This is a genomic window from Haloglomus halophilum (genome assembly GCF_024298885.1).
GTDB classification, from domain to species: domain Archaea; phylum Halobacteriota; class Halobacteria; order Halobacteriales; family Haloarculaceae; genus Haloglomus; species Haloglomus halophilum.
The window spans coordinates 1-23,670 of the sequence record NZ_CP101166.1 but is presented as its reverse complement, the minus strand read 5'-3'; the positions used below and the strand labels follow the sequence as shown (position 1 = coordinate 23,670).

The window sequence follows — 23,670 nt, the reverse complement described above, 5'->3', positions numbered from 1 at the left end:
CGTGCTCGACCCCGAGCAGGTCGCGCGGTGGCTCCGCGAGGACCTCGGCCACCACGACGTGACCAACCACGTCCCCGGCGAGACGACGGGCCGACTCGTGGCCAAAGAGCCCGGCGTCGTCGCCGGCCTCGATGCCGCGGAAGCCGTCTTCGACTACCTCGAGGTCGACGTGACCGAGCGACTGGAGGAGGGGGCGCACGTCCACTCCGGCGACGTGGTCCTTCGGACCGAGGGGCCCGCGAAGGCGACACTGCGCGCCGAGCGGGTCGCCGTCAACATCAGCGGTCACGCCTCCGGCATCGCAACCCGGACGCGGCGCGCGGTCGACGCGGCCCACGAGGTGAACGAGGGTGTACGCATCGCGGGCACGCGGAAGACGACGCCCGGCCTCCGCGGCGTCGAGAAACGCGCCGTCGTCGCCGGCGGCGGTGACACCCACCGGCTGGACCTCTCGCACATGGTGATGGTGAAGGACAACCACGTCGCCGAGATGGGGCTGGAGGGCGCCATCACGCACTTCCGCGAACAGGCCTCGTTCGCGACGAAGGTCGAGGTCGAGGTCGAGGAGCCCGAGGACGCGCCGCGTGCCGCCGAAGCCGGTGCCGACATCGTCCTGCTGGACAACATGGACCCCGCAACGACCGAGGAGGCGGTCGAGTTGTTGCCCGACGACGTGCTATCGGAGGCGTCGGGGGGCATCCGTGTCTCGGACGTGCCGGCCTACGCCGCGACAGGTGTCGATGTCATCTCGATGGGCTCGTTGACGCACTCGGCGCCCAGTCTGGACCTGTCGTTCCGGACCGGGTGAGGCGCGCATCTGTCCCTGTATATCTGTCGAACTTCCCCATTGTTGTTTGAGGATTGGATATAGGGAGCGTATCCCCGTGATAGTGTCGTATCTATCGTACCAAGTCGCTTCTAGCTCCGGTAGACGATGGTCATCGCTCCCAGCCCGACCGCGCCCAGGAGGAACGAGACGATGCGGCCGACCAGCGCGGTGGTGCCACCGACGGCGGGAAGGTAGCCGAAGGCGGCCGCCACGAGCGCCGCGAGCACGAGGGACGGCAGGCGCCCGACGTACGGGGCGAACACCGTCATGTAGGCGATGGCGTTTGCGGCGATGGACAGGAAGGCGAACCCGAAGATGACGACCACCAGGAGCAAGAGCCCGATGACACCCAGGAGGGCACACAGGAACACCAGGACGATGAAGCCGAACAGTGCGAAGATGCCGATCCCGAGCGACTCGAGCGGACGGTTGCGGATGGTCTCCGCCACCCGCGCGGTGTAGCCCTCCAGGTTGGAGAGCAGCATGGTACCGATGATGAGTGTCGAGACGAACGCGATGCCCGCCTGCACGGGCGGTTCTACTCCGGTCCGGGTCGAGGACTGCGCGGCCGCGGGCGCCGCGAACAGCGTGCTCGCGAGGGCGACCAGCACCCCTCGGGTAAGACGACGATTCACGGGTTCGATTCCGGCTCTACTGTGGCATAAATCTACGTCAAACGGACTGAATACTGGTTCAGTCCCGGGGAACGACGCCAGTTCCCTGGTCGACGACCGAGAGGTCGATGGTTCCGTCCGCCCGGATGCCGTCGAACGCGAACGGGTCCGCCCCGTCCGCGAGCAGCAGTGAGCCGTCGAGGTCGGCGTAGTCACACAGCGGCGCGAGCGCCGCGCCAGCGGCAAGCGACACGTTCGTCTCGACCATACAGCCGACCATCACCTGCAGGTCGTGGGCTCGTGCGGCGTGGACCTGCTGCAGTGCGGGCCACACGCCGCCGGCCTTGTCGAGTTTGACCACCACCACGTCCGCGCGGTCGGCCACGTCAGGCACGTCGCTGGCCGTGACGCAGGACTCGTCGGCCGCCACCGGCAGTGAGGAGTGCTCGTAGACGAATCGCAGGCCCTCGCGGTCGCTTGCCGGGACAGGTTGCTCGACGAACGCCACGTCGTGGTCGGCCAGCCAGTGGCTCTTCCGGACGGCCTCGGCGGGCGTCCAGGCCTCGTTCGCGTCCACGCGGAGGCCCGCGTCGGGCGCGCCCTCGCGGACGGCCGCCACCCGCTCGCGGTCGCGCTCGGTCCCCAGTTTCACCTTCAGGTGCTCGAAGCCCGCCTCGACGGCGGTTGCCGCGCGGTCGCGCATCTCGTCGGGCTCGGCGAGGCCGACGCTGAAACACGAGCGAGGCGCGCGCTCGGGGTCCGTGCCGAGGAGGGCGTGGAGGGGCTCGCCGATCTGCCGCGCGTACAGGTCGTAGCACGCGATGTCGACGGCTGCCTTCGCCGCCGGATTGTCGCGGACGACGCGCTCGAATGCGGCGTGCCGGCGCTGGTGACCGCTCGGCACCTCCCCGTCGACGGTTGCGAGCAGGTCGGGGAGGATGGACTCGGCCGTCCCGACCGTCTCCCCGTAGTAGGCGTCCGGGCAGCCGGCGCCGACACCTTCGGTCCCATCCTCGTCGGCGAGCCGGACGACGACGGACTCGGCGGTGGTCGTCGTCCCGCGCGAGATGCCGAACGGCGCGTCCAGCTCCATCACGACGGTCTCGACCGACCAGTCGGCGACGGGCGCGATGTCGGCCCGTTCGTCGTCGGTCGTCATGCGTCGAGGTCGGTCGACGCGACGATGGCATCGAGGATGGCCTCCGCGCCGTCGCGCACGGGGTCGGCGGCGGGAACACCCAGGTCGTCGCCGTACTCGGTGACGGCCTGCTCGTCGGCTCCGGCGTCGAGGTCGTGCGTGGCGAGCGTGCCCGCGACTACCTCTGTGGGGGCGATTGCCCCGCCGAGGGACTCGTACAGGTCGGCCACCTCGCGGACTGGCGGGATGGGGAACGACTCGTAGCCGTGGACCGCATCGCGGCCCGCGACGTGGCACATGACGAGCGCGTCGGGCATCGAACCGTGCAGGATGCTCGTCGTGACTCCCGAGTACGCGGGGTGGACGAGCGAGCCCTGCCCCTCGACCACGAGGAGGTCGTGGTCCTCTGCAGCCGCGAGAACCATCCGTTCCGTGGCGCCGGCGGCGAAGTCGCCGATGGCCCGGTCGACCGCGATTCCCCACCCGGCGACGAGGATGCCCGTCTGTCCCGTCGGCACCATCGCCGCGTCGATGCCGCGCTCGCGAGCCGCGTTCACGAGTTCACAGGTGGTGGTCATCTTCCCCGTCGAGCAGTCGGTCCCGACGGTCCCGACGACCGTCGCGTCAATGTCGCGGGCGCGACCCTCGCTGACGCTCAGGTCGGCCGGCGGCTCGCGGATGTCGAACAGGCGCGCGCCGTGGTCCTCCGCAAGTTCGACGAACTCCGCATCGTCGTTCAGCCGGTAGTGGAGTCCCGCGACCACGTCCGCGCCGGCCTTCAGCGCCCGCTCGACGTCCTCGCGCCAGGAGCGGTCGAACCCGCCGCCGATGGGCGCGACGCCGATGACGAGTGTGTCGAACCCGGGGGCCTCGTCCGCCCGGCCGACGATGGGGGCGTCCTGCACGCGGTCGTCGTCCACGAAGTCGGAGACGGTGTAGTCGGTCTGCCAGCCGTGCCCCTCGCCGGCGATCTCCCGGTCGAGGACGGCCACCACCTCGTAGTCGGCGTACCGGAGCACCCCGAGTGCGGTCTTCGCCCGGTCCGGGAACCCCTCGTGGGCCAGGAGGGCGACGCGTTCGGGGTCGAACCCGAGCGCCGTCGTCTCGCGCGTGTCGGTCATACACTCGATTCGAATCCGGTGCAGCATAAGAGCGCGGGGCATGATTCATGCCGTGTCGGCTTCGTGACCCGGATGATGCTGATGCCACGGAGCCCTCCCCTTCGAGCCGTTCTGCTGGCGGCATTGCTCGTGCTCGTCCCGGTCGCTGCGGCCGGCACCGCTCCCGCCGTAGCGCCAACCGCCGACGAAGCATCCGACCGTACGCCCCCGGCCCAGTCGGTCCGGACCACCCAGGCCAACGTGACGGTCCTGAACGTGACCGTCGTCGGGCGGACGGCGGTCGGCGCCGCTGCCGAGCCGATGGTGAACGTCACCGGCATCATCGCGAACGAACTCGATCTCAACGTGGCCCGTGTCAGGGTCGACCGGAGAAACGATACGGTCGAGGTGCTGGCGAACCGCTCCGACGAGGCCGTTCTCACGGCGCTGCGCGAGGCCGACATCGACACCGAGGACGTGGCGGTTCGCCGCGGCGTCTCGAACGCGACCCGTGACGCCGTCGCGGCGGCGCTCCGCGAGCGGATCGTCGCCGCGGGCCTCGACGGGAACACCTCGGTGGCGGCCGCCGGTGACTCCCGACTCCGCATCCGGACGACCGCCGTCTCGACGGTTCGTGCCGCCGTGACCGTCCGCGGCGACGTGGGTATCGTCGCCGGCTTCCCCGGAACCGACGGCCACCGGCGGGCCGAACTGGTGGACGCGAGCGGCATCGCCAACGTCGGGGCCATCCAGGTCCGCTCCGGCGGCGCCCCCTACGTCCCGGTGACGCTGACCGACGCCGCGGCCCGGAACTTCAGCCGGACCCTCGTGGACAACGGGTTCACCGACGAGGCCAACACGTCGAGCTGTCGCTACGACGAGTCACCGGACGAACCGGGCTACTGCATCTTCACCGTCATCGACGGCGAGGTGGTCTACGCCGCGTCGCTCTCGCCGGGGCTCGCGGATGTCATGCGTAACGGCGAGTTCGTCGAGGACCCGCGGTTCGTGGTCACGGCCGCCAACGAGTCGACGGCACGCAGCCTCGCCACGACGCTCCGCACCGGCCCGCTCCCCGCACCCGTCCGGGTCGTGAACACCACGACGGAGACCGACCCGGTTCCGTTCACGACGCCAGGAGCCGACACGGCGTCACCGACGCCGACGCCGACCCCGGACGTGGACGCCACGCCGACAGCCGGTGACGGTGACGGCGGGACGCCGACGCCTGATTCCGGCGGGACGCCGGCAGCTGGCGACGACGGGCCGACCGACGAGCCCACGGATGCCGGCGCGCCCGGCTTCGGCGTGTCCGTCGCGCTGGCCGCGCTCCTCGCCCTGGCCGCGGGGCTCGTGCGGCGCCGTCAGAGCCCGTAGACCCGGGTCGTCCAGAAGTCGTGGTAGGCGTCGCCGAGCGCGTCCTCGGGCGTGCCGGTCGCGTCGACGGCGGCGGTGGCGTCGGCCGCCTCGTCCAGCTCCTCGATGGCCTTCGCGTCCCCGACGAGGAACAGCCGGTCCACGTCGCTCCGGAGCGTCCGGATGACCATCGCGCAGTCGTCGAGGTGGTCCTGCACCTGCTCGTCGCGGAGCCGGTCGAAGCGGGCCTGCGAGTAGCCCCCCTTCGAGTGCTTCGACTTCACATCGCTCTCGAAGCCGGAGAAGTCCACGCGCTCGGTCCCCTCGTAGACGCCGACCGCGAACAGGTCCGCCCGGACGAGCGCGAGCGCGTAGCGTCCCTGTGGCACGAACCACGCGGGTTCGACGGCGACCGTATCGTCCCACTCGCAGAACGCTCCCGGCGGGACGGGCGGGTCGAGCGCGGTCGCCAGGAGGCCGGCGTCGTCCGCGACGAGGAGACACGGTGCCGCTCGACGAACGAGGGGCGTCCGGTCGCCGAGCGTCTCCTCGACGGGCTCGGGCAGGTCGTCCGAGTCGTCGAGATACGCCGTCAGGACCCCCTCCGGGTCGGTCTCGAACGAGCGCAGGCGGTCGAGGACGGCGTCCCGGCGGTCGCCGGCCACGTCCTCACGGTAGCGGAACGTGAGGTCGTCGTCGCTCTCGGCCTGTTCGAGCTGTCCCTCCAGGTCCGCGATGCGGTCCTCCAGCCGGTTGACCCGCTCCTCGGCGGCCTGCTTGGCCGTCGAGGCGTCCGCCCGACGCTCCTGCTCGGCCTCGAGCTGGTTCTCCAGTCGCTCCTTCTCGTCCTCCAGTTTCGCGATCCGTTCTTTCAGTTCCGTCTTCCCGAGGAGATTGTCGAGCATGACGGGAGGAACGGCGCCCGTGACGTAAATCCCGCGCCGTCAGGGGATGCTGGGGCACCGGCGGAACGCCACGCCACTCAGGTCCGGCCCGACGATGTGTCCTCGGCCACCTTCAGCAACTGGTCCACCCGCTCGCGCTTCGCCAGCAGCACCTCGGTCAGCGTCGGCGGGTTCTCGACCCGGGTCGCGGCCAGCCAGTCCGCCGGCAGCGCGACCGTCTGCTCCGGAACACCCGGGGCACCGTGGACGGGAACGTGGGTGCTGCCGATCTTCATCACCAGCGGCCGGTCGTCGTCGGTCTCGCCGCTGCCCTCGACCGGCCGCTCCTCGGCCGGGATACCGAGCGTGTAGGTCGGCTCGGCCGAGTCGGTGGGTGTCGTGGTGCCGTCCGCCGAGTCCACGTCCTCGTTCCTCTCCGACTCGTCGCCGTACAGCTGCTCGGAGACGTGTTCGTGCTGCTCGCGGTGCATCGCTGGGCGGTCGCCGTCGTGGGGCTGGACGTACAGCCGACCCAGGTAGTAGCCGCTCGAGAACGGTTCGAACATCGTATGTCGAATGAGAACGTGTACCACGGCATAAGGCTTCTGGGCAACACCTATGTCGAACCGCAATACGGCGGTCCGCCCCGCCGACGGGTGGCGGTCGCACGTCCGACGCGGGTGGGTGCAGGGGGCCAGCTCCGCGTCGCCCGCGCGGGTCAGTCGTCACCAGCATCCGGGAGCCGCCGGGCTCCGGACGCGGCCGGCGTTCCACGGAGGCGGCGAACCCGGTCGCCAACGGCGGGATGCAGCGAGAGCGGGCCGCCGCCGTCACCGAGTGCGCCGGCCGCGCCGAGCCGCTCCAGCGCTCGCGCCATCGGCTCGGCCCCCACCTCGGCCGCGGCCTGCCGGTCGGCGTCGAACTCGGTCCAGCGCACGAGCCACAGCAGGCCCAGAACGGCCGGCACGACCAGCACGAGCCCGGTGAGGAAGGCCCCCGGGACCTCGGCGGCCGTCGCCCCGAGCCACGGGAGCAGGAATACGGTCGCGGCACCCAGGCGGAGCGGCACGTGACGCCGCCGGTGGTGGCCGAGTTCGTGTGCGACAACGGCCGCGGCCTCGCCCGGACCGAGCCGGGAGAGGACCCGCTCGGTGACGAACACGACCCGCCCGCCCGGGACCGGGAGGACGCCGGCGGCGACGGCGGTCGCCGGGCCGTCCGTCCCGAGCGCGAGGACCCGGACGCGGATGCCATCGCGTGTCGTCGGGTCGGTTCCGCTGCCGACCTCGTCCGACGCGAGCACCGGTGCCAGCGAGGCGCACTCGTCCGGACGGAGCGACCGCGTGGGGACGAACCGGGGCACCAGAACGGGCGGGAGCGCGGCCATCCCGAGACCGAGCGTGGCGACACCGGCGACGAGCCACCAGCCCGTCGGGAGGAGCGTGAGCGCGAGTGCGGGCCCCACCAGCGCACCGTAGCCCAGCGCGAACCGGCGTGGGTGCCCACCGCCGGCGACGTGGGTCACGAGCGCCGTGGCCGCGACCGGGCCGACGAACGTCGCGGCCGTGGCCAGCGTCTCCGGCCAGTCCGGACCCAGCCCCAGCGTCGCCAGCCACGCTTCCAGCGCCCCGGTCAGGCCAGCGGTGACCGCCCACAGCGCCGCGGTGAGTCCGGCTACAGCCACCACGGCCGGCCGCCGGAGAGGGTCGTGAGCGAATGCGTCGCGCCGGGCGACCGAGTACGCCATCGCGGCCCAGCCAGCGGCGAGGAGAGCGTGCCCGGCCACGACCGTGACGAGCGAACGCACGGGGTGCCGTAGCGCCGCTGCGGTTGTCAACCTTCGGTGGCGAACCGGTGGCTTCCTGTTCCCCCCCGGCGAAGCCCGACGCGTCGTGCCCTCCAACACGCACGCGGCGGCCGAGACGAATCGCTGTGACCGGCCGGACGGACGGACGCTGACCTACGCCGTCGCCGGCGACCCCGGCGGGGTGCCGGTCGTCGCTCACCACGGAACCCCCGGCTCCAGGCTGTTCGCCGCCCTGCTGGCCGAGCCGGCCCGCGAGCGCGGAATCCGGCTCCTCGTCCCCGACCGGCCCGGCTTCGGTGGCTCGGACCCGCCGTCTCCCGACTACCGCCCCGGGACGATACTGCGGCCGCTGCTCGACGCGGAATCGCTCGATTCCGCGCCCGTGCTCGCGTTCTCCGGCGGCGGGACGGCCGCGCTCGCGGCCGCACGGGACGACCAGGTCACCCGCGTCGCGCTCGTCGCCGGTGCCGTGCCCGATGCCGAGAGCCCGCTCGACTCGCTGGCGCGGGTCCCGTTCGGACTCCGGGCGCTGTTCCGGGTCTCGGGCGCCGTCGCGCGGCTGCGTGGCCCGGAGGCGGTGGTGGGACAGTACACCGACCGCGACGTTCCCGAGCGCGTCGCGGAACGCGTGGCTGCGGACTTCCACGAGGGGCTCCGGCAGGGCGCCCGGGCCACTGCTCGCGAGTTCCGCCGGGACGACGCGGCGATAGTCGACGCCGGTGCAGTCGACGTGCCGCTTCGAGCTTGGCACGGGCGGCACGACGAGAACGTCCCGCTGGAGCCAGTCCGGGCGTTCGTGACGGCCGCTGACGGGGAGCTGACGGTACTCGACGCCGACCACCTCGGGACGCTGCTGGACGCACGGGCCGACGCGCTGGAGTGGCTCGCGTCCGGGTGAGCGAGCACGGCTGGCGGTGGTGTCGGCCGCGCTTCAGACGTGTTCGTCGAGGAACTCGACGACGCGGGTGTAGGCCTCGATGCGGTTCTCCAGCTTCGAGATGCCGTGTCCCTCGTCCTCGAAGACGAGTTTCTCGACGGGGACGTGCTCGCTGGCTTGCTCGGCGATCTGCTCGGCCTCGCCCAGCGGTACACGCGGATCGTTCGCGCCGTGCAGGACGAACAGCGGCGCCCGGATGGCGTCGACGTTGTTGATGGGGCTGATGGACTCCAGGAACTCCCGGTCCTCCGCGAGCGACCCGTACTCGGCCTCGCGGAGTTCGCGCCGCCAGGGGCCCGTGTTCTCGAGGAACGTGACGAAGTTCGCGATGCCGACGACGTCGACGCCGGCGGCCCACAGGTCTGGATACTCGGTGAGCGCCGCCAGCACCATGAAGCCGCCGTAGGAGCCACCCAGTGCCGCGATGCGGTCCTCGTCGACCGCGGGATGGTCGTGGAGCCACTCGACGCCCGCCCGGAGGTCCTTCACCGAATCCATCCGGTTGCGGACGTCGTCGGCCCGGGTGTAGGCCTTCCCGTAGCCGGTCGAGCCGCGCACGTTCGGCTCGAAGACGGCGTACCCGCGGGAGACGAAGTACTGCCCGAGCGCGTAGAAGGAGGGCCGGCGCTGGCTCTCGGGGCCACCGTGGATGTCGACCACGACGGGCACCTCGCCAGCGCGCTCGTCGGCGTCCGCGGGCAGGGTGAGATAGCCCGGGACCTCCAGCCCATCGAAGCTCTCGAACCGGACCAGGTCGCGGTCACGGAAGCTTTCGAGGGGGATACCGGCCGTGCTGGCGTCGGTCCAGCGCTCGGTGTCGCCGGCTTCGGCGTCGACCACGTGGACGTTCGTGTTGGTGGTGGTGCCCGTGACGGTGACTGCGAACCGGTCCGCGTCCTCGGAGAAGCTCACGCCGCCGGCGACGGCCTCCGGGAGGTCGGGCGTCGCCAGTTCCTCGAGGTCTGTCGGACCGGCCAGGTCGGCGACCGTCAGCTCGGTGTAGCCATCGACGTTCCGCGAGTAGACCAGCCGCCCCGTCTCGTCGTCCAGCGCGACCCCGTCGACGTTCCAGTCCTCGTCGACGACCAGCCGCTCGATATCGAGCGTTTCCAGGTCCAGCCGCGCGAGGTAGAGCGTGTCGTGGTCGTCGTCGGTGACCAGGTAGAGTGCCTCTCCGTCTGGCCCGAAGTTCGCGCTCCCGTAGCGCACGTCGCCCTCGTGAGGCGTCAGGTGGCGCAACTCGTCGGTTTCGAGGTCGAGCGTGTAGAGGTCCTGGTCGAAGTTCGAGTGGCTCTCGTAGACGAGCAGGCGGTCGTCGCTCGGCGACCAGCCGCCGACCGAGAGCCACCCCTCGCCCTCGTGGTGGCGCGTGGCGTCGGTCCCGGTCTCGTCGCGGCCCTGAGTGTACACGTCGAAGACGGCCTCGTCGCGCCGGTTCGAGGTGAACGCGAAGCGGTCGCCGTCGTGACTCCAGCCACCCCACTGGTGTTTCGCCTCGGGGTGGCGCGTGAGGTCGGTCACGACGTTCTTCTCGGCGTCGAGCCGGTGGAACTGCAGCCGCTCGTTGCCGCCCTCGTCCATCCCGAAGACGAGTTCCGGGCGCTCGGGCGACCACGTGGCGAACGACACCGGCTCCTCGTAGAAGGTCCGCTGCTGGGGCCAGCCCCGGGGGTCGTCGAGTGTCCACACCTGGGCTGTCCCCGTCGTGTCCATCAGGAAGGCCAGGCGCCCGGTCGGGGAGAGCGAGGCCCCGTACGCGCTCCTGACGTTGAGGTACCGCTCGAGGTCGTACTCGTGCATACCTCGAGTGACGGCCGGGCGCCGGATAGCGTTTCGTGTCGGGGCCACGGGGCTCCGTTCGGTCAGCAGTTCGGTGGCATCACACCCATCTGCCGAGCAGCCACACTACCGTGGATACCGCGGATACCGTGGTGCTGTGGCGGGGAGCGCTGTGCCGCCGAATCGGCGGCCCGCGCGACCCGTCGGCTTTTTGCCGCGACTGGCCGGTGACTCCGGTAATGCAGGTCGCCGTGGTCGCGCCCGAGACGACACCGCTGGCCGACGCCGACGACCGCGCCGTCGCCCGCGTCGAGCGGACGGCGCGCAGCCTGGCCGCCCGGGGCCACGACGTGACGGTCTACTGCACGGGCTGGTGGAGCGACCGGCTGGACTACACCGAAACCCGCGAGCGCGACGGCGTCACCTACCGCGCGGTGACGGTCTCGCCCGCGACGACCTCGTATCACGCCCGGATTCCGGCCCTGCTCGCGACCGCGCGCCCCGACGCCGTCCACGCCATCGACGATCCCTCGGCGGTGCTGGCCGCGCGCACCGGCGCCACGCTCGCTCGCTCGCCGCTCGTGGTCGACTGGTTCGGCGAGGGCCCGCCCGAGGACCCGCTGGTCGGGCCGGCGCTCCGGGTCGCGGACCGCGTGGTCGCGCCTTCGGAACTCGTCCGGACCCGCGTCCGCGAGCGTGGCGTCCCCGAGGACCGGGCCCGTATCGTCCCGGAAGCCATCGACTTCGAACGCGTCCGCGCGGTCGAGCCAGTCGCGGACCCGCCGGACGTGGTGGCCGCCACCCGTCTCGACGCGGACGCGAACCTGGAGAGCGTGCTGCTCGGGCTCGCGGAACTCCGGGATCGGGACTGGTCGGCGACCGTCATCGGCGACGGGCCCGAGCGTGCGGCCTATGAACAGCAGGCTGCGGACCTCTCCATCGACGACCGCGTGACCTTCGCGGGTGACCTCCCGCGCGGCGAGCGACTGGCCCACTACCGGGCGGCGCACGTCTTCTGTCAGACCGCCCGGGACGAGGTGTTCGCCATCGAACTGCTGTGGGCGCTCGCCTGCGGCTGTGTCGGCGTCGTGGAGTATCAGGCCGACTCCGCCGCCCACGAGCTCGTCGAGCGCCGGACACGGGGCTTCCGCGTCTCGACGCCCGAGGAGATCGAGGGTGCCATCGTCGAGGCCGGCGAGTTCCCCGAGTGGACCATCGACGAGGACCTCGCCGCGTTCGACGAGGACGCGGTCGCCGGCCGGTGGCTGGATATCTATCGGGCGGCCGGCGCGCCGGAGGAGGCAGAGACGGCCCCGGAACCGGCCGAGCATCCCGAACCGGTGGAGTGACCCACCCACAGGATGCGTCGTCGCCCGTGACGCGGGCGTGGGGCGTCGTCAGTCGCTGAACGACGAGTGTTTCACGCCCTGCTGTCCCACGAAGATGAGCACGAGCGCGAACGCCGCGACGACGAGCCAGCGGCCCGTCTGCGAGGTGACGGCGTCGACGAACATCCCGAGCAGTTCGAGACCCACTGCCTGCCCGAGCGCGAACAGGAACAGCGTGAACCCGACGAGGATGATGCCCGTCCGGAGGGCGCCGTTCGCGAACCAGTCGGCGAGCCCCTGCCCGCGCCCGGTGCGCTGCTGTCCGTTCCCGCTCCGCTGGCCAGCGCCCTGCTGTTGTCCGCCGGCCTGTTGCTGCTGGGTACCAGTGGCCGCCTGCTGCTGGCCGCCGCCGTTGGTCGGTTGCTGGCCGCCGGTACCCTGCTGGCCGCCGCCGTTGGTCGGTTGCTGGCCGCCGGTACCCTGCTGCCCGCCGGTCGCGGTCGAGTCATCTGGCTGTGGCATGGTGCTCCCGACACCCTTGGCGTCGCACCCGTGTTGTTACCGGGACGATAAGCGCTGTTTCACGCGACGAATGGCGGAGCTGTGGGGGGCTACGGGGACAGCTGGGGGCTGATGGAGCAGCTGGGCACCGAGCTGTATGCCCGGGGCCGTTCGTGCGGCGAACGACCGGCCGTTCTCCGAGCGGTCAGCGGTCGGTCAGCTGTAATCCCGCCAGCGGTTGCCACACTCGGTGCATTTGGAAGATTGCGGCTAAGAGGGGGGTTAGTTATAAAGATTACTCAACTTTTAACAGTGGGTTGTGCAATCGGACTAACCTCAGATTAGCATCGGTCGAAATACCCCTTCGCCGTGTTGCGATTTTGGTATCAGGAGATTGTCATAGCAGCGCGCTTCTGATATTCACTAATCGCCAGACGGCGCGGGGGATACACTTAAGTTAAACAAACCCGCACGGGCAATGAGCAAGACAGCTGATACTTCGACCGATGAACCGCAGACGAACCAAGCAGAGAGCGACCTTTGCGACTTCCTCTCAGAGCGGTCTGAGCTTCGGGTGAGCTTCGAGCAACCCGATGACTATCGGAATCGCCGATACGACCGTCTCCCTGTCGCAAGGACGGCGGCAGGCCTTCGAGCAGACGTAAGCGATTTCCCCTCTGGCAAGAGCGACGGCAGGGGTAGCTTCTCGAAAAAGACCTATGTGCGATACAGAGATACGGTGAACGACTTTCTCCAATCGCAGGACGTGAGTGATTTGGAGAACATCACACCTCGGGAAATAAGCAAATGGAACCAACTCTTGCATAGCCGAGACTATGCCCGCACAACCAGAGACGGCAAGCTCGAAACCCTCGGTGTATTCTTCAAATGGGCAGAGGCAGAGTGGCGGGCCCCACAAGAAGGTCGAAAAATAAGCGAAACTATCGCCCGAAAGCGAGACGACTTAGACGTATCCGCAGATGAGAAGTCCCGCTCTGGCGACGACGAACACCGTATCTCGACAGAGCAAGCAGAGGAAGTCATCGAACACCTCGCCAAACACGACTACGCAAGCAGACAGATGGTCGAGTTTCTGCTAATATACCATATCGGGTGCAGGAAGTCGGCCCTGCTGTCTATCGATTGCTCAGACGTGAAACCGAGAGACGGAATTATACAGCTACGAAATCGGCCTGAGGAATCTGGCGTCAGGCTCAAGAAGGGTAACAAAGGTGAGCGAGACGTGAATATCAAGCCCGAGATCATGGGTGTGGTGACTGACTACATCAACGAACATCGGACAGTACCGCAAGACGGGACAGATGCGTTACTCACCTCTTGGGCCGGTCGTATAGACGACAGCACTCTATACAGGGACATAGCGGGGCTTACCAAGTGTGGTGAGTGTATCGACGATTCGGGCGACGCTCTAACCAAGCAGAACGCCTCAGACTGCCCTGAGAGTATCGGGTGTCACGACTTGCGCAGAGTGGCGATTACCCGTATGCGGGACAATGGCGTGAGTTGGGATGTCATTAGTGGGAGGGTGAACGCAACGGTTCAAATGTTGAAACAGCATTACGACTCTCCTACCTTCGAGCAAGCGGCAGAACGCCGAAAGGAAGAGGTATTGAACGCCCTCTAAGCCTCAGGGAACCTTGCCAGACCTTCGGCCTGTGGATCCCCCGAAATCTGGCAGTCGAGTTGTACGCCAGAGGGTGAGATACCACCATTCCGTCTCGGTCAAGCTCTGCCGGCTTGTGACAGGCCGACAGCAACCCGAGAGTGTGGTAAGGCGGTTTGAAGCCGATTCTTTCGGTATCTGACTGCCAGAAGTCGGGTGAAACCACAGGCCCAAGCCTTGGGAAACCATCCGAAGGCTCAGACCGCCACTCTCACAACAGGTTGTATATCAAATAATAAACACGTCCCATTGTGTGAGGGTGTCCCGATTCAGTCACCTATCCCCTCGCCCTACGCACGTATGAGCATCTTGCTCAGTTAGACGTGGTTCTTATGTCCTACAAGGGGTTTAGCAAATACCTGCCGCTTAGGACAGATATCTTGTCCACAATTCGGGCGTACTTGACCGTTCCTCTCTGCCAGCTTGTCGGGGTCACCACAGGCCACAAGAACGTCCGTCCCAACGAAACGTTCTAGTACTATATTGTACGTCTTACTATTTAAGGTTTATGGTCGTAATATTGGGTTGGTGAATTATACTCTTGACGTATACCGGCCTTAGAAACACCAGAAAGTGGAAATCAGCGAGTTTTGGGACGTTTCGCTCTTGTGATCACAGCCAGATAGGCCCGAACTGTGTACCTAATAATTTGGTAGCAAGATATAAAAAGCTTTCTGTGGGATTATTCGGGGTTAGGGATCGGGTCAAGACCGAGCCACGTTCTAGCTGGCTCCCGTTGCTCGAAGTATTCCCCTGCGGTCAGACCTTCGCCATTATGTTGAACGCCGTCTTTCTCACGCGCTTGCTCTGCCCTCTCACGTAGCTCTGAGAGGCGTTCGGCGCGAGACGATGTTCCCCCTTGCGCGAGTGCTTTGACGCTACTCTTCGACCACCTTTGCCGCTAGACCGGCCCACATCTACTGAACGGAGATAGTTTTAATAGTAAATAGATGCGGATTCGTATATGGGTATATTCAGTTCCTCCGATGAAGAAGATGTAGATGAAGAAGTTAAGAAGTTGGTTGAAAATGCCAACCACCCCTCCGTTACTGCCAAACTTCTTACAAAAAAGAGTCCTGGCCTGCTTTCTGGCCACCATTTAGCTGAGAAGCCATTGATAGACTATCTTCAAGAGGGGGAACAGCCTCATATGATAATTGGGACTCAAAAAATAAGAACCAAATTGAATGATGAAAGAAAGACCGTTGCTGGTGGGACTGCTGCGGTAGTGATAACAGATCTAAGAATAATTATAGCTAAGACTAATGCGGGTAAAGATGAAATAATATCTGTCCCATTAGAAGGGATATCTAGGGGCGATACAAAACATAAATCGGACTTTTGGAAAGCTACGAACAAACTAATTCTGTATGCAGACATCGATTTCGTACCTTTCGAAATTCATGGGGTTGATAAGAATGAGATTGACGATATTATGTCCTCCTCGCTCGATGTGCAAATAAGAATAGCAGTAGATGGGAAAACATCAGGTACTGATGTGGATAAGGCTCTTGCGCATATAACTGCAAAAGGAAATGAATTCCGAAATGTGGAGGGTAAAGAAAAGGTATTAAAATATATAGAGGAGGATGAGGAGATAGTGAAGATATTAAATGGGAAAGAGGCAGTTATTGAACAGGAATTGGAGGCGGACTCACGTTATTCGGGAGAGGGTGTACATACTGTAATCACTGACCAGCGTGTATTTGCAGTTATAGGTCAAGAAATTAAAGATGAAAGGCTAGAGAGAATTGATTACGAAAAAATTGACACGATAAATCTCGACAAAGGAATATCATCAAACTTGAGCATTACTACTGGCAGTAGAACCTATCGTTTCAACGTTTATGACGTTAATAAGGCGGAAGAGTCGGTTAACTATATTTGAGAACGAGCTAATGAGGCCACTTCTGAAGAACCTGAGGGTTCAGCCGGTTCTGAACAAAATAATAAAGATACTGCTGAAAGACTTGAAGAATTAGAAAATCTTCACCAACAAGAACTTATTTCAGATGAAGAATATGAAATGAGAAGGGATGATATCTTAAATGAAATATAAATCTTTCATCAGCACAATTTTCCCATTGTTATTTGCTTTCCCATCTACATAGAGTGTATTCTATAAACGCAATAAGATGTATTTTAGTTGTGATTTTCACTTCTCCGCATATATCCATATCTTGGGATAATAGTTCCAAAATATGGAAATTATAGTGCAGTTTGGATAATACTTCACTATACACCGATTATATTCCTGGCCAATTTCTGAAACGGTCGAATCCGAGGGGCAGAAGGCCCTATTAGCTTAGATAGAATTGGGTCTGCATTGGCGATCCGTCTGCGCTGGAGTATCAATAACTCTGTTTATAATTCATATAAAAATATACATATATGCTTGTGCGAGAATGGGTGATTGCCTGCTTAGATAATTTCGGATTTTTGCAATCGAAATTCAAAGTGAGCTTGTGGAAGGGGTATCTGTCCCGTTACACCCTACCCTCACGGCAGGCGAATACCCCTTCCACGAGGGCGGAAGTGCCTTGTCAAATCTCGAATCGCCCGACTGCGGCAGGATTCAACACCGAGCTACATCTGAGTACGAAAAACTAAGGCCCCTCGTACCACTGTTTCGACTGGACCGTTCACCGATGCAATCTTGCAATCGACCCAAAACCCGATTCCGTCGATATCGGCAGTATCGGGTGGGTCTTAGCTGTAATCTCTCCAGCGGCTACCACACTGTTTGCATTTGAAGAATCGCGTCGGCGGCTCGTCCGCGGAGCCGGTCTGCTTGATGGTGTACCACGCCACGCCGTGGCCACAGTCGTCGCAGGTGACGCTGTCATCGGTGGGTTTGCCCTCGAACTCCGCGCCCTCCTCGGTTTCGATGACATCGTCCTCGGATTGCTCCTCCGTGGAGACGAACTCGGCCTCGTGCTCGGCGTCCCGACCCTGTCGCGCGTCGCAGGACGAGCAGACCATCTCGTCGCCGTCGGCGTGCATCAGCGAGCCGCAGTCGTCGCAGAACTCGACCATGGTGGGTATCGTGGTTCGACGGAGAAGTCGGTCCCGGTTCCGCCCGGGTCAGTCGTCGGTGCTCGAATCGGCGGCGTCGGCGGTGTCGGCGTCGTCGCCCGCCTCCAGTTCGGGGTCGGTCGCCCCACCCCCATCGGCGATGCTGCTGATGTCACGGCTCTGTCGCCGTTCGACGATGGGGCAGTTCCGGACCCGGAACCGGCCGGTGTCGACGAGTTCGACGATCTCCGAGTTCGGATACCCGCAGGAGACCTCCGGCGGCTGCGAGAAGTGCTCGCACCGCTCGCAGTAGGTCCGCTTCTTCACCACGGTCTCGCCCGTGTCGACCGCTCCGTCGGCCGACTCCCCCGACTCCTCGTCGAGGTCGGGGACCGTCGCGGCCTCGTCGGCGTCGCCGTCGACCTGCTCCCAGACGGCCTCCTCGTCGAGGGCGGCCCCGTCCTCGTCCGTGAACAGGGTGTTGTCCGAGGGACCGAAGTCGGTCGAGGGGTCGCCGTCACCGACGCTGAGGTCGGTGAACGGGTCGTCCTCGACCTCGACGCCCTCGATGTCGGCGAACGGGTCCGACGCACCGTCATCGTCACCGTCGAGGTCGGCGAAGGGGTCGTCCGGCGCCTCGTCGCCCTCGCTATCGGCGAACGGGTCCGCCGTCCCGTCACTGTCCCCTTCGCCGTCCCCGCCACCGTCGTTCTCCGAGGGCTCGAACTCCTCGGTGTCGTCCTCAGTCATCGCTCCCTCCGTCGGTACTCACGGCTCCCCCGTCGTCGCTGGTGGTCGGGTTCTCCGAGTCCCCGTCCGCCCCGTCGGGGGATGCCGACCCGCCGCTCTCGGTCGTATCCGGCGTGACGCCTGACACGGTATCCGTCCCGGTCGGCTCGTCCCCCGTCGGCTCGTCCCCGGTCGCGCCGTCGGCCAGCCGCTCGTCCTCGCTACCGTCGTGGGGCCCCACCAGCCGCGGTGACGACCCGAACAGGCCGCCCGAGCGGTCGATGATGTCGCCGAACGGGCTATCGCAGTGCGGGCACGCCGCCTCGGGAAGCAGGCCGACGCGGACCGATTCCCCGCACGCTCCGCAGGTCGCCTGTTCGTACCCCTTGCGTGCCGCCGTCCGCCTGATGTCGGCGAGCGCCTCGTCCCGGTCGTCGTCTTCGGTCTCGGCCTCGCGCATGCTGACGACCGCCCGGGCCAGCCGCGTGAGCTTCTCCTGTACGTCCTCGAGCTCCGCGGCGAGGTCGTCGTCCCCACCGACCTGCCCCTCCAGCTCGGCGACCTGCTCGCGGAGCCGCTCGACCTCGCCCGTCACCTGCTCGACACGCTCCAGTTCGGGGTGGGTGTGGTCGGCCGGGGCCTTCGCGTCGGCCTCCTGTTTGACCTGTACGACGCGTCGACGGATGTCGTCCAGCTTCTCGTCCATCTCCGCGTCGAGGGCGTCGATGCGGTCGTCGACCTGGTCGGTGACCCGGGCGGCGATGGCGGCCTCGTCCGGAGCGGCCGACGAGACGGCCTCGTCCACGGTCTCCTGGACGGCCGCCTCGACATCCAGGGTTCCGGCCTCGATGGCTCCTTCGAGTGCCTCGACGGACCCCTCGTCCGTCGCGTCCACGGCGACCTGGTATCCGCCGATCAGCTGTCTGATGAGTTCCGAGCGGTCCACGTCGAGCTCCGACGCGCGTTCGGTGAGCCACTCATCGAGGGCCGCCGGCAGCTCCAGCGACAGGGTTCGGCCCTCGGTTGACTCGTTTTCCATACCCTCCCTTGCAAGTGTGCTCATTAAAGCGTTCCTCCGGTAATGTCCGGCGCCTGTCGAATCATCTCCCGGAAAGCCCGGATTTCGGGGGCGCTACCTGATCTTCCGGACGTCGCTGATGTCGAAGCCGGCGTCGCCGATCTCCGTCTCGAACCGGACGATGTTCTCCTCCTCGATGCGCGAGAGGACCCCCCGGAACTGCTTGACGACGAGCGTCCGGGCACGGGTGGAGCCGCCGGCCTCCCACTCGAACAGGAGCGTCCCGTCGGCGGCGTCCATCAGCTGCCCGTGCTCCAGGTTCGAGAGGCTCTCCTTGTTGACGTGGACGAGGATGAGCCCCTGCCAGCCGAACGCCGCCCGGGCGATACCCTTCAGCAGGACCGGGATGTCGTCCCACGAGAGGTCGCCGGCCGCCGACACGAGGTCGGTCAACGAGTCGACGACGACGACGTTGTTCGCGGCGTTGTCGGTGAGCTTGTCGCCCAGCGCCGAGGGGACGGACTGACGCTCGCTCGAGGTGTTCAGGTCCGAGAGCGATGTCGTGTGGTCCGAGTACCACTCCCGCGGGACGGGCGAGAGCTGGAAGAACTCCGACGAGAGGTCGTGGAACGTGATGGAGGGGTTACTGGAGGCGACCAGCTCCTCGTCCATGGCCAGCTCCATCTCCCGGCGGACCTTCCGCTCGCCGGAGGTGAAGGAGAGGTAATGTACCTCCTCGGGCGCGGTGGCGCCGCTCGCGAGGTCGCCGTAGTAGAGGTCGAACAGGTCGGGGTCCGACTGCATCAGCCCGTTCATCACCGTGCAGGTGTACATGAACTCCCGGGCTCCGGCCCCCACCTCTCCGGAGAGGAGCACGACGCTCCCGGCGGGGGCGCCCCCGTCGATGGTCGTGTCCAGCCGCCGGATACCGAACGGGATGCGGTCCATGCGTCTCCTACGGACCCCCAGGGTTAAATATCCGTGTCGCGCACGCCCCCGCTGATTGCGGGGCCGCCGGCGTCGCCGGGCTGGCGCTCGCTCGTTCGGAGCGAGCGTCCGGCGCCGCACTCGTCCATCGTCACGTCGACCACCGACAGGAGGTTGTCGAGGTTCGCGCCCGCCTCGTAGCCGCCCTCGGCGTCGCGCAGCACGTCGTGTGCGACCAGCCGCGGGAGGTGGTCGCTCTCCAGGTCGGACTTGACGGCGCTGGTACTCCGCCCGCCGAGCCGTCCCGGCGAGCGGCCGTGTTCGGCCGCGGCGGTCATCGTCGCGAGCTCACCGCTGGAGACCGGCTCGTCCGCTTCCTCGACGGCGACCACGGCCGCGAGCCGTCGGCTGGCGCTCAGGAGGTCGAGCGCGGTCTCCGGGCCGAGGTCGGAACTCGTCTCGCCCACGTTCGGCCCTTCGACTACCGACTCATAAGTCCGGCGGCGACGCCGGTCCGCTGTGGCCGGGGGTCAGCGGACGACCGTCACGGGCACGGTCGAGCGCCGGACCACGTTCTCCGCGACGCTTCCGAGCAGGACCCGCGACAGCCCCGACCGCCCGTGAGACCCCATCACGATGTGGTCGATGCCGTACTCCTCGTCCTCGGTGAACTCGACGATGACCCGCGAGGGGTTCCCGACCTCCGTGACGGTCTCGATGTCGACATCGTAGCCGTGCGCTCGCTCCCTGGCGCCCGCGAACAGCGCGTCGGCCTCGTCCTCGGCCTCCTCGAGCCACTCCTCCGAGGAGGTCGGAATGCCGGCCTGGGCGCCGTAGCCCGCCCGCGCCGGATTGATGACGTGCAGCAGCGTCAGCGTCGCGCCGTCGAATGCGTCCAGTGCGTGCTGGAGGGCGGTGTCGGACTGCGTCGAACCGTCGATGGGGACCAGGACGTTCTTGGGGTCGTCCTCGAGGACGCTCCCGGTAGCGTCGTCCTCCAACTCGCCGTTGTCGGTCGCCTCGGTGTCCGTCTCGTCGCTCATACGAACTGCTGGGACGCCCCGGTCCGTAAATCGCCCGGGCCACGGGCATCGGGAGCCACCGTCCATGGCGGGGCGGAATCGGCCGAGGCCGTGGGGGACCCGAACCTGTATGCGCCGCCCGCGAGTCCGTTCGGGTATGCGTCTCCACTGGCACCGGGCGGACCTGCGGCTCACGGACAACCGGGGGCTGGCGGCCGCGGCCGGCGTCGAGGGCGCCGACCCGGCTCCCGGCGAGGCGCCCGCGCTGGGTCTGTTCGTCCTCGACGACGCCGTGCTCGACCACGCATCGCCGCCACGGGTCGCGTTCCTGCTGGACGCGCTGGAGTCGCTCCGCGCCGCGTATCGCGACCGTGGCGGCGACCTGCTCCTCCGTCGGGGCGACCCGACCGCGGTCCTCCCCGCGGTCGCCGACGCGTTCGATGTCACCGGTGTGGTCTGGAACCGTGGCTACTCCGGCCTCACCCGCGAGCGTGACGAGGCTGTCCGCGCGGCGCTCGACGACGCGGGCGTCCGGGTCGCGGCCTACCACGACGCGCTCCACCACGAACCCGGGTCCATCACCACCAACGCCGGCGAGCCCTACTCCGTCTACACCTACTTCTGGAAGAAGTGGCGCGACCGCGACAAGGCCGACCCGTACCCCGCTCCGGAAGCGAACCAGCTCGCCGCGCCCGACGACCCGGGCGATATCCCCGGCCTCGCCGACCTCGGATTCGACGCGCCCGAGGCGGCCGTCCCCGACGCGGGGTACGAGGCCGCCCGCGAGCGGCTCGACGAGTTCCTCACGAGCGACGTCTACGAGTACGACGACCGCCGCGACTACCCGGCGGACCGCTGCACCTCTCGCCTCTCCGCGCACCTCCACTACGGGACCATCGGCGTGCGTGAGGTGTCGGACGCGGTCGCTACGGCGCGGGCCGGCGCCCCGGACGAGGACGCCCGGGAGTCGGTCGACGAGTTCCGGAGTCAGCTGGCCTGGCGGGAGTTCTACCACCACGTCCTCAACTTCAACCCTGAGGTCGTCACGGAGAACTACAAGTCGTACGAGGAGTCCATCGACTGGAACGAGCCCAGGGGGGAACTCGACGCCTGGAAGCGCGGCGAGACGGGCTACCCCATCGTCGACGCCGGGATGCGCCAGCTCCGCGCGGAGGCGTACATGCACAATCGCGTCCGGATGATCGTCGCCTCCTTCCTCACGAAGGACCTGCTACTGGACTGGCGCCACGGCTACGCGCACTTCCGGGAGCGGCTGGTCGACCACGACACCGCCAACGACAACGGCGGCTGGCAGTGGGCCGCCTCCACCGGCACCGACGCCCAGCCCTACTTCCGCATCTTCAACCCGATGACGCAGGGCGAACGCTACGACCCGGCGGCGGAGTACATCAAGCAGTACGTCCCGGAGCTGGAGGGCGTGAACGCGGACGATATCCACTCGTGGCACGAACTGTCCGATGCAGAGCGTGAACGGCTGGCGCCGGACTACCCGGCGCCCATTGTCGATCACGCAGAACGCCGCGAGCAGGCCCTGGCGATGTTCAAGCGGGCGCGCGGCGAGGATCCTGACGAGGACTGAGCGGTACGAGGACCGTTTGGGCCGATGGGTACGTGTCCGAACGGGCGGCTCTGTAGAAGGTACGAGCTGTAGCCTCGGAACGGTCGGAGCTTACGCGAACGTCTTCGAGATCTCGTCCTCGTCCTCGTCGCTCTCCTGCTGGATCTTCTCCCAGGCCTGCTCGAAGTCGACCTTGCGGACCTCCGTGCGGTCGTCGCGGATGGCGAACATGCCGGCCTCCGTGCAGACCGCCTTGATGTCGGCCCCGGAGGCGCCGTCGGCTACCTCGGCGAGCTCCTCGTAGTCGACATCGTCGGCGACGTTCATGCTGCGGGTGTGGATCTGGAAGATGATCTCGCGGCCCTCGGGGTCGGGCTTGGGGACCTCGATGAGGCGGTCGAAGCGGCCCGGGCGCAGAATCGCGCGGTCGAGCATGTCGAAGCGGTTGGTGGCGGCGATGATGGAGATATCACCGCGCTCGTCGAAGCCGTCCATCTCCGAGAGGAGCTGCATCATCGTCCGCTGGACCTCGGCGTCGCCCGAGGTCTTCGATTCGGTCCGCTTGGCGGCGATGGCGTCGATCTCGTCGATGAAGATGACGGCCGGCTGGTTCTGCCGGGCGAGCTCGAAGAGGTCCCGGACCAGCTTCGCGCCCTCGCCGATGAACTTGTGGACCAGCTCGGAGCCGGCCATCTTGATGAAGGTCGCGTCCGTCTGGTTGGCGACCGCTTTGGCGAGCATCGTCTTCCCGGTCCCCGGCGGGCCGTACAGCAGGACGCCGCTCGGTGGATCGATGCCGACATCGTCGAACATCTCCGGGCTCTTGAGCGGGAGCTCGACCGTCTCACGGACCTCCTCCAGCTGCTCGTCGATGCCGCCGATGTCGTCGTAGCCGACATCCGGCTTGTGCTCGACCTGCATCACGCGGGCCCGGACGTCCGTCTCGTCGTCCAGCACCTTCACGATGGACAGGGAGTTGTTGACCGCCACGCGGTCGTCGGGTTCGAGGCGGTCACGCAGCTCGTCGGTGACCTCGGTGAGCGCCTCCTGGTTGTTCCCGTGCTGCTTGATGACGACTCCTTCGCCCGTCAGCTCCTGCACCGTCGCGACGAACAGCGGCGACTGCTTCAGCTTCTTGTTCTCGTGGGTGAGTCGCTCGAGCTTCTGCTGGTACTTGTTGTTCTCCGCACTGGCGTCGAGGAGCTTGTCCCGCATCTCCTCGTTCTGCCCCTCCAGCACCTCTAACCGCTCACGAAGCGCCTCCACCTTCTCCTGCTGGGAGGCGTTCTCGTCGTACGGCATCTCGACATCGTCCACGGCGTCGGTCATTGACTGCAAGTAGGGGAGTGTACTCATAAGAGGTTTCGGGTCAGCACACCCGGAAACCCCCGCCACGACCCGCCATGGGCGGCGCCTCGGCGCC

At 66.5% G+C, this 23,670-nt stretch carries 22 protein-coding genes and 1 pseudogene; 8 read left to right on the top strand and 15 right to left on the bottom strand.

Annotation, left to right across the window (positions count from 1 at the left end; genetic code table 11):
* The first annotated feature begins 1 nt into the window (after position 1).
* On the top strand, positions 2 to 808 hold the full coding sequence (gene nadC / locus NL114_RS00110) for a carboxylating nicotinate-nucleotide diphosphorylase (RefSeq protein ID WP_254822775.1): 807 nt from the start codon (positions 2 to 4) through the stop codon (positions 806 to 808).
* A gap of 110 nt (positions 809 to 918) precedes the next feature.
* Here nadC and NL114_RS00105 read toward each other — a convergent pair whose 3' ends face one another.
* The 3 genes from NL114_RS00105 to NL114_RS00095 are packed head-to-tail and all read right to left on the bottom strand — an operon-like array spanning position 919 to position 3,702.
* Positions 919 to 1,464, bottom strand: a complete 546-nt coding sequence (locus NL114_RS00105) for a DUF8173 domain-containing protein (RefSeq protein ID WP_254822774.1) — start codon at positions 1,462 to 1,464, stop codon at positions 919 to 921.
* Positions 1,465 to 1,522: 58 nt separating this feature from the next.
* Positions 1,523 to 2,602 carry a dipeptide epimerase gene (locus tag NL114_RS00100; RefSeq protein WP_254822773.1) on the bottom strand — a complete coding sequence of 360 codons (1,080 nt, stop codon included), beginning with the start codon at positions 2,600 to 2,602 and terminating at the stop codon, positions 1,523 to 1,525.
* Complete coding sequence (locus NL114_RS00095) at positions 2,599 to 3,702, bottom strand: N-acetyltransferase DgcN family protein (RefSeq protein ID WP_254822772.1); 1,104 nt, start codon at positions 3,700 to 3,702, stop codon at positions 2,599 to 2,601. Before NL114_RS00095 ends, NL114_RS00100 begins: the two co-directional genes overlap by 4 nt.
* Before the next feature lie 75 nt (positions 3,703 to 3,777).
* Between NL114_RS00095 and NL114_RS00090 the strand changes: the two genes are divergently transcribed.
* Positions 3,778 to 5,058, top strand: a complete 1,281-nt coding sequence (locus NL114_RS00090; protein WP_254822771.1) for a PGF-CTERM sorting domain-containing protein — start codon at positions 3,778 to 3,780, stop codon at positions 5,056 to 5,058.
* Here NL114_RS00090 and NL114_RS00085 read toward each other — a convergent pair.
* The 3 genes from NL114_RS00085 to NL114_RS00075 all read right to left on the bottom strand — a co-directional run bounded on the left by NL114_RS00085 (position 5,046) and on the right by NL114_RS00075 (position 7,728).
* The gene (locus tag NL114_RS00085; RefSeq protein WP_254822770.1) at positions 5,046 to 5,942 is read right to left on the bottom strand and encodes a Vms1/Ankzf1 family peptidyl-tRNA hydrolase; all 897 of its coding nucleotides are present in this window, start codon (positions 5,940 to 5,942) and stop codon (positions 5,046 to 5,048) included. The genes NL114_RS00090 and NL114_RS00085 overlap by 13 nt on opposite strands.
* Positions 5,943 to 6,019: 77 nt before the next feature.
* Entirely contained in the window at positions 6,020 to 6,487 is a 468-nt protein-coding gene (locus tag NL114_RS00080; protein ID WP_254822769.1) for a DUF5802 family protein, read from the bottom strand.
* Positions 6,488 to 6,639: 152 nt separating this feature from the next.
* Positions 6,640 to 7,728: a M48 family metallopeptidase gene (locus NL114_RS00075; RefSeq protein ID WP_254822768.1), complete on the bottom strand. Its 1,089-nt coding sequence runs from the start codon at positions 7,726 to 7,728 to the stop codon at positions 6,640 to 6,642.
* A gap of 85 nt (positions 7,729 to 7,813) precedes the next feature.
* On the opposite strand from NL114_RS00075, the gene NL114_RS00070 reads away from it, so the two are divergent.
* Positions 7,814 to 8,626: an alpha/beta fold hydrolase gene (locus tag NL114_RS00070; RefSeq protein ID WP_254822767.1), complete on the top strand. Its 813-nt coding sequence runs from the start codon at positions 7,814 to 7,816 to the stop codon at positions 8,624 to 8,626.
* 33 nt (positions 8,627 to 8,659) lie between these two features.
* On the opposite strand, the gene NL114_RS00065 is transcribed toward NL114_RS00070, so the two are convergent.
* Positions 8,660 to 10,465, bottom strand: a complete 1,806-nt coding sequence (locus NL114_RS00065; protein WP_254822766.1) for a S9 family peptidase — start codon at positions 10,463 to 10,465, stop codon at positions 8,660 to 8,662.
* Positions 10,466 to 10,683: 218 nt separating this feature from the next.
* Between NL114_RS00065 and NL114_RS00060 the strand changes: the two genes are divergently transcribed.
* Positions 10,684 to 11,793, top strand: coding sequence for a glycosyltransferase (locus NL114_RS00060; protein WP_254822765.1), 1,110 nt, complete (start codon positions 10,684 to 10,686; stop codon positions 11,791 to 11,793).
* A 48-nt stretch (positions 11,794 to 11,841) separates the two neighbouring features.
* Here the strand turns inward: NL114_RS00060 and NL114_RS00055 are convergent, their stop codons facing one another.
* Positions 11,842 to 12,294, bottom strand: a complete 453-nt coding sequence (locus NL114_RS00055; protein WP_254822764.1) for a hypothetical protein — start codon at positions 12,292 to 12,294, stop codon at positions 11,842 to 11,844.
* A gap of 457 nt (positions 12,295 to 12,751) precedes the next feature.
* On the opposite strand from NL114_RS00055, the gene NL114_RS00050 reads away from it, so the two are divergent.
* The 3 genes and pseudogenes from NL114_RS00050 to NL114_RS21715 all read left to right on the top strand — a co-directional run.
* Positions 12,752 to 13,918 (top strand): tyrosine-type recombinase/integrase, encoded by a 1,167-nt coding sequence (locus NL114_RS00050; protein WP_254822763.1) that lies wholly within the window; start codon positions 12,752 to 12,754, stop codon positions 13,916 to 13,918.
* Between the two features lie 1,003 nt (positions 13,919 to 14,921).
* Positions 14,922 to 15,845, top strand: a complete 924-nt coding sequence (locus tag NL114_RS00045) for a PH domain-containing protein (protein WP_254822762.1) — start codon at positions 14,922 to 14,924, stop codon at positions 15,843 to 15,845.
* Between the two features lie 87 nt (positions 15,846 to 15,932).
* A pseudogene (locus NL114_RS21715) lies at positions 15,933 to 16,016 on the top strand (SHOCT domain-containing protein); the annotation flags it as partial.
* A gap of 650 nt (positions 16,017 to 16,666) precedes the next feature.
* Here NL114_RS21715 and NL114_RS00040 read toward each other — a convergent pair.
* From NL114_RS00040 to NL114_RS00015, 6 genes are all read right to left on the bottom strand, one after another.
* Positions 16,667 to 16,993 carry a transcription factor S gene (locus NL114_RS00040; protein WP_254822761.1) on the bottom strand — a complete coding sequence of 109 codons (327 nt, stop codon included), beginning with the start codon at positions 16,991 to 16,993 and terminating at the stop codon, positions 16,667 to 16,669.
* Positions 16,994 to 17,041: 48 nt separating this feature from the next.
* Positions 17,042 to 17,722 (bottom strand): DUF8135 domain-containing protein, encoded by a 681-nt coding sequence (locus NL114_RS00035; RefSeq protein WP_254822760.1) that lies wholly within the window; start codon positions 17,720 to 17,722, stop codon positions 17,042 to 17,044.
* Complete coding sequence (locus NL114_RS00030; protein WP_254822759.1) at positions 17,715 to 18,740, bottom strand: hypothetical protein; 1,026 nt, start codon at positions 18,738 to 18,740, stop codon at positions 17,715 to 17,717. Before NL114_RS00030 ends, NL114_RS00035 begins: the two co-directional genes overlap by 8 nt.
* 93 nt (positions 18,741 to 18,833) lie before the next feature.
* A complete protein-coding gene (locus tag NL114_RS00025; RefSeq protein WP_254822758.1) occupies positions 18,834 to 19,667 on the bottom strand; it encodes an RAD55 family ATPase in 834 nt (277 codons plus the stop codon).
* Positions 19,668 to 19,690: 23 nt separating this feature from the next.
* Positions 19,691 to 20,113: a DUF7344 domain-containing protein gene (locus NL114_RS00020; RefSeq protein WP_254822757.1), complete on the bottom strand. Its 423-nt coding sequence runs from the start codon at positions 20,111 to 20,113 to the stop codon at positions 19,691 to 19,693.
* A 63-nt stretch (positions 20,114 to 20,176) separates the two neighbouring features.
* The gene (locus NL114_RS00015; protein WP_254822756.1) at positions 20,177 to 20,689 is read right to left on the bottom strand and encodes a universal stress protein; all 513 of its coding nucleotides are present in this window, start codon (positions 20,687 to 20,689) and stop codon (positions 20,177 to 20,179) included.
* A gap of 136 nt (positions 20,690 to 20,825) precedes the next feature.
* Between NL114_RS00015 and NL114_RS00010 the strand changes: the two genes are divergently transcribed.
* On the top strand, positions 20,826 to 22,268 hold the full coding sequence (locus tag NL114_RS00010) for a cryptochrome/photolyase family protein (RefSeq protein ID WP_254822755.1): 1,443 nt from the start codon (positions 20,826 to 20,828) through the stop codon (positions 22,266 to 22,268).
* A 90-nt stretch (positions 22,269 to 22,358) separates the two neighbouring features.
* Here NL114_RS00010 and pan1 read toward each other — a convergent pair whose 3' ends face one another.
* Positions 22,359 to 23,576, bottom strand: coding sequence for a proteasome-activating nucleotidase Pan1 (pan1, locus tag NL114_RS00005; protein WP_254822754.1), 1,218 nt, complete (start codon positions 23,574 to 23,576; stop codon positions 22,359 to 22,361).
* Between the last annotated feature and the right edge of the window lie 94 nt (positions 23,577 to 23,670).

Coding starts and splice junctions, on each gene's coding strand:
- pan1 (WP_254822754.1), bottom strand. CDS start 23,576: ATGACCGACGCCGTGGACGATGTCGAGATGCCGTACGACGAGAACGCC.
- NL114_RS00010 (WP_254822755.1), top strand. CDS start 20,826: ATGCGTCTCCACTGGCACCGGGCGGACCTGCGGCTCACGGACAACCGG.
- NL114_RS00055 (WP_254822764.1), bottom strand. CDS start 12,294: ATGCCACAGCCAGATGACTCGACCGCGACCGGCGGGCAGCAGGGTACC.
- NL114_RS00085 (WP_254822770.1), bottom strand. CDS start 5,942: ATGCTCGACAATCTCCTCGGGAAGACGGAACTGAAAGAACGGATCGCG.
- NL114_RS00080 (WP_254822769.1), bottom strand. CDS start 6,487: ATGTTCGAACCGTTCTCGAGCGGCTACTACCTGGGTCGGCTGTACGTC.
- NL114_RS00040 (WP_254822761.1), bottom strand. CDS start 16,993: ATGGTCGAGTTCTGCGACGACTGCGGCTCGCTGATGCACGCCGACGGC.
- NL114_RS00095 (WP_254822772.1), bottom strand. CDS start 3,702: ATGACCGACACGCGCGAGACGACGGCGCTCGGGTTCGACCCCGAACGC.
- NL114_RS00035 (WP_254822760.1), bottom strand. CDS start 17,722: ATGACTGAGGACGACACCGAGGAGTTCGAGCCCTCGGAGAACGACGGT.
- NL114_RS00100 (WP_254822773.1), bottom strand. CDS start 2,602: ATGACGACCGACGACGAACGGGCCGACATCGCGCCCGTCGCCGACTGG.
- NL114_RS00025 (WP_254822758.1), bottom strand. CDS start 19,667: ATGGACCGCATCCCGTTCGGTATCCGGCGGCTGGACACGACCATCGAC.
- NL114_RS00090 (WP_254822771.1), top strand. CDS start 3,778: ATGCTGATGCCACGGAGCCCTCCCCTTCGAGCCGTTCTGCTGGCGGCA.
- NL114_RS00060 (WP_254822765.1), top strand. CDS start 10,684: ATGCAGGTCGCCGTGGTCGCGCCCGAGACGACACCGCTGGCCGACGCC.
- NL114_RS00065 (WP_254822766.1), bottom strand. CDS start 10,465: ATGCACGAGTACGACCTCGAGCGGTACCTCAACGTCAGGAGCGCGTAC.
- NL114_RS00015 (WP_254822756.1), bottom strand. CDS start 20,689: ATGAGCGACGAGACGGACACCGAGGCGACCGACAACGGCGAGTTGGAG.
- NL114_RS00050 (WP_254822763.1), top strand. CDS start 12,752: ATGAGCAAGACAGCTGATACTTCGACCGATGAACCGCAGACGAACCAA.
- NL114_RS00030 (WP_254822759.1), bottom strand. CDS start 18,740: ATGGAAAACGAGTCAACCGAGGGCCGAACCCTGTCGCTGGAGCTGCCG.
- NL114_RS00045 (WP_254822762.1), top strand. CDS start 14,922: ATGGGTATATTCAGTTCCTCCGATGAAGAAGATGTAGATGAAGAAGTT.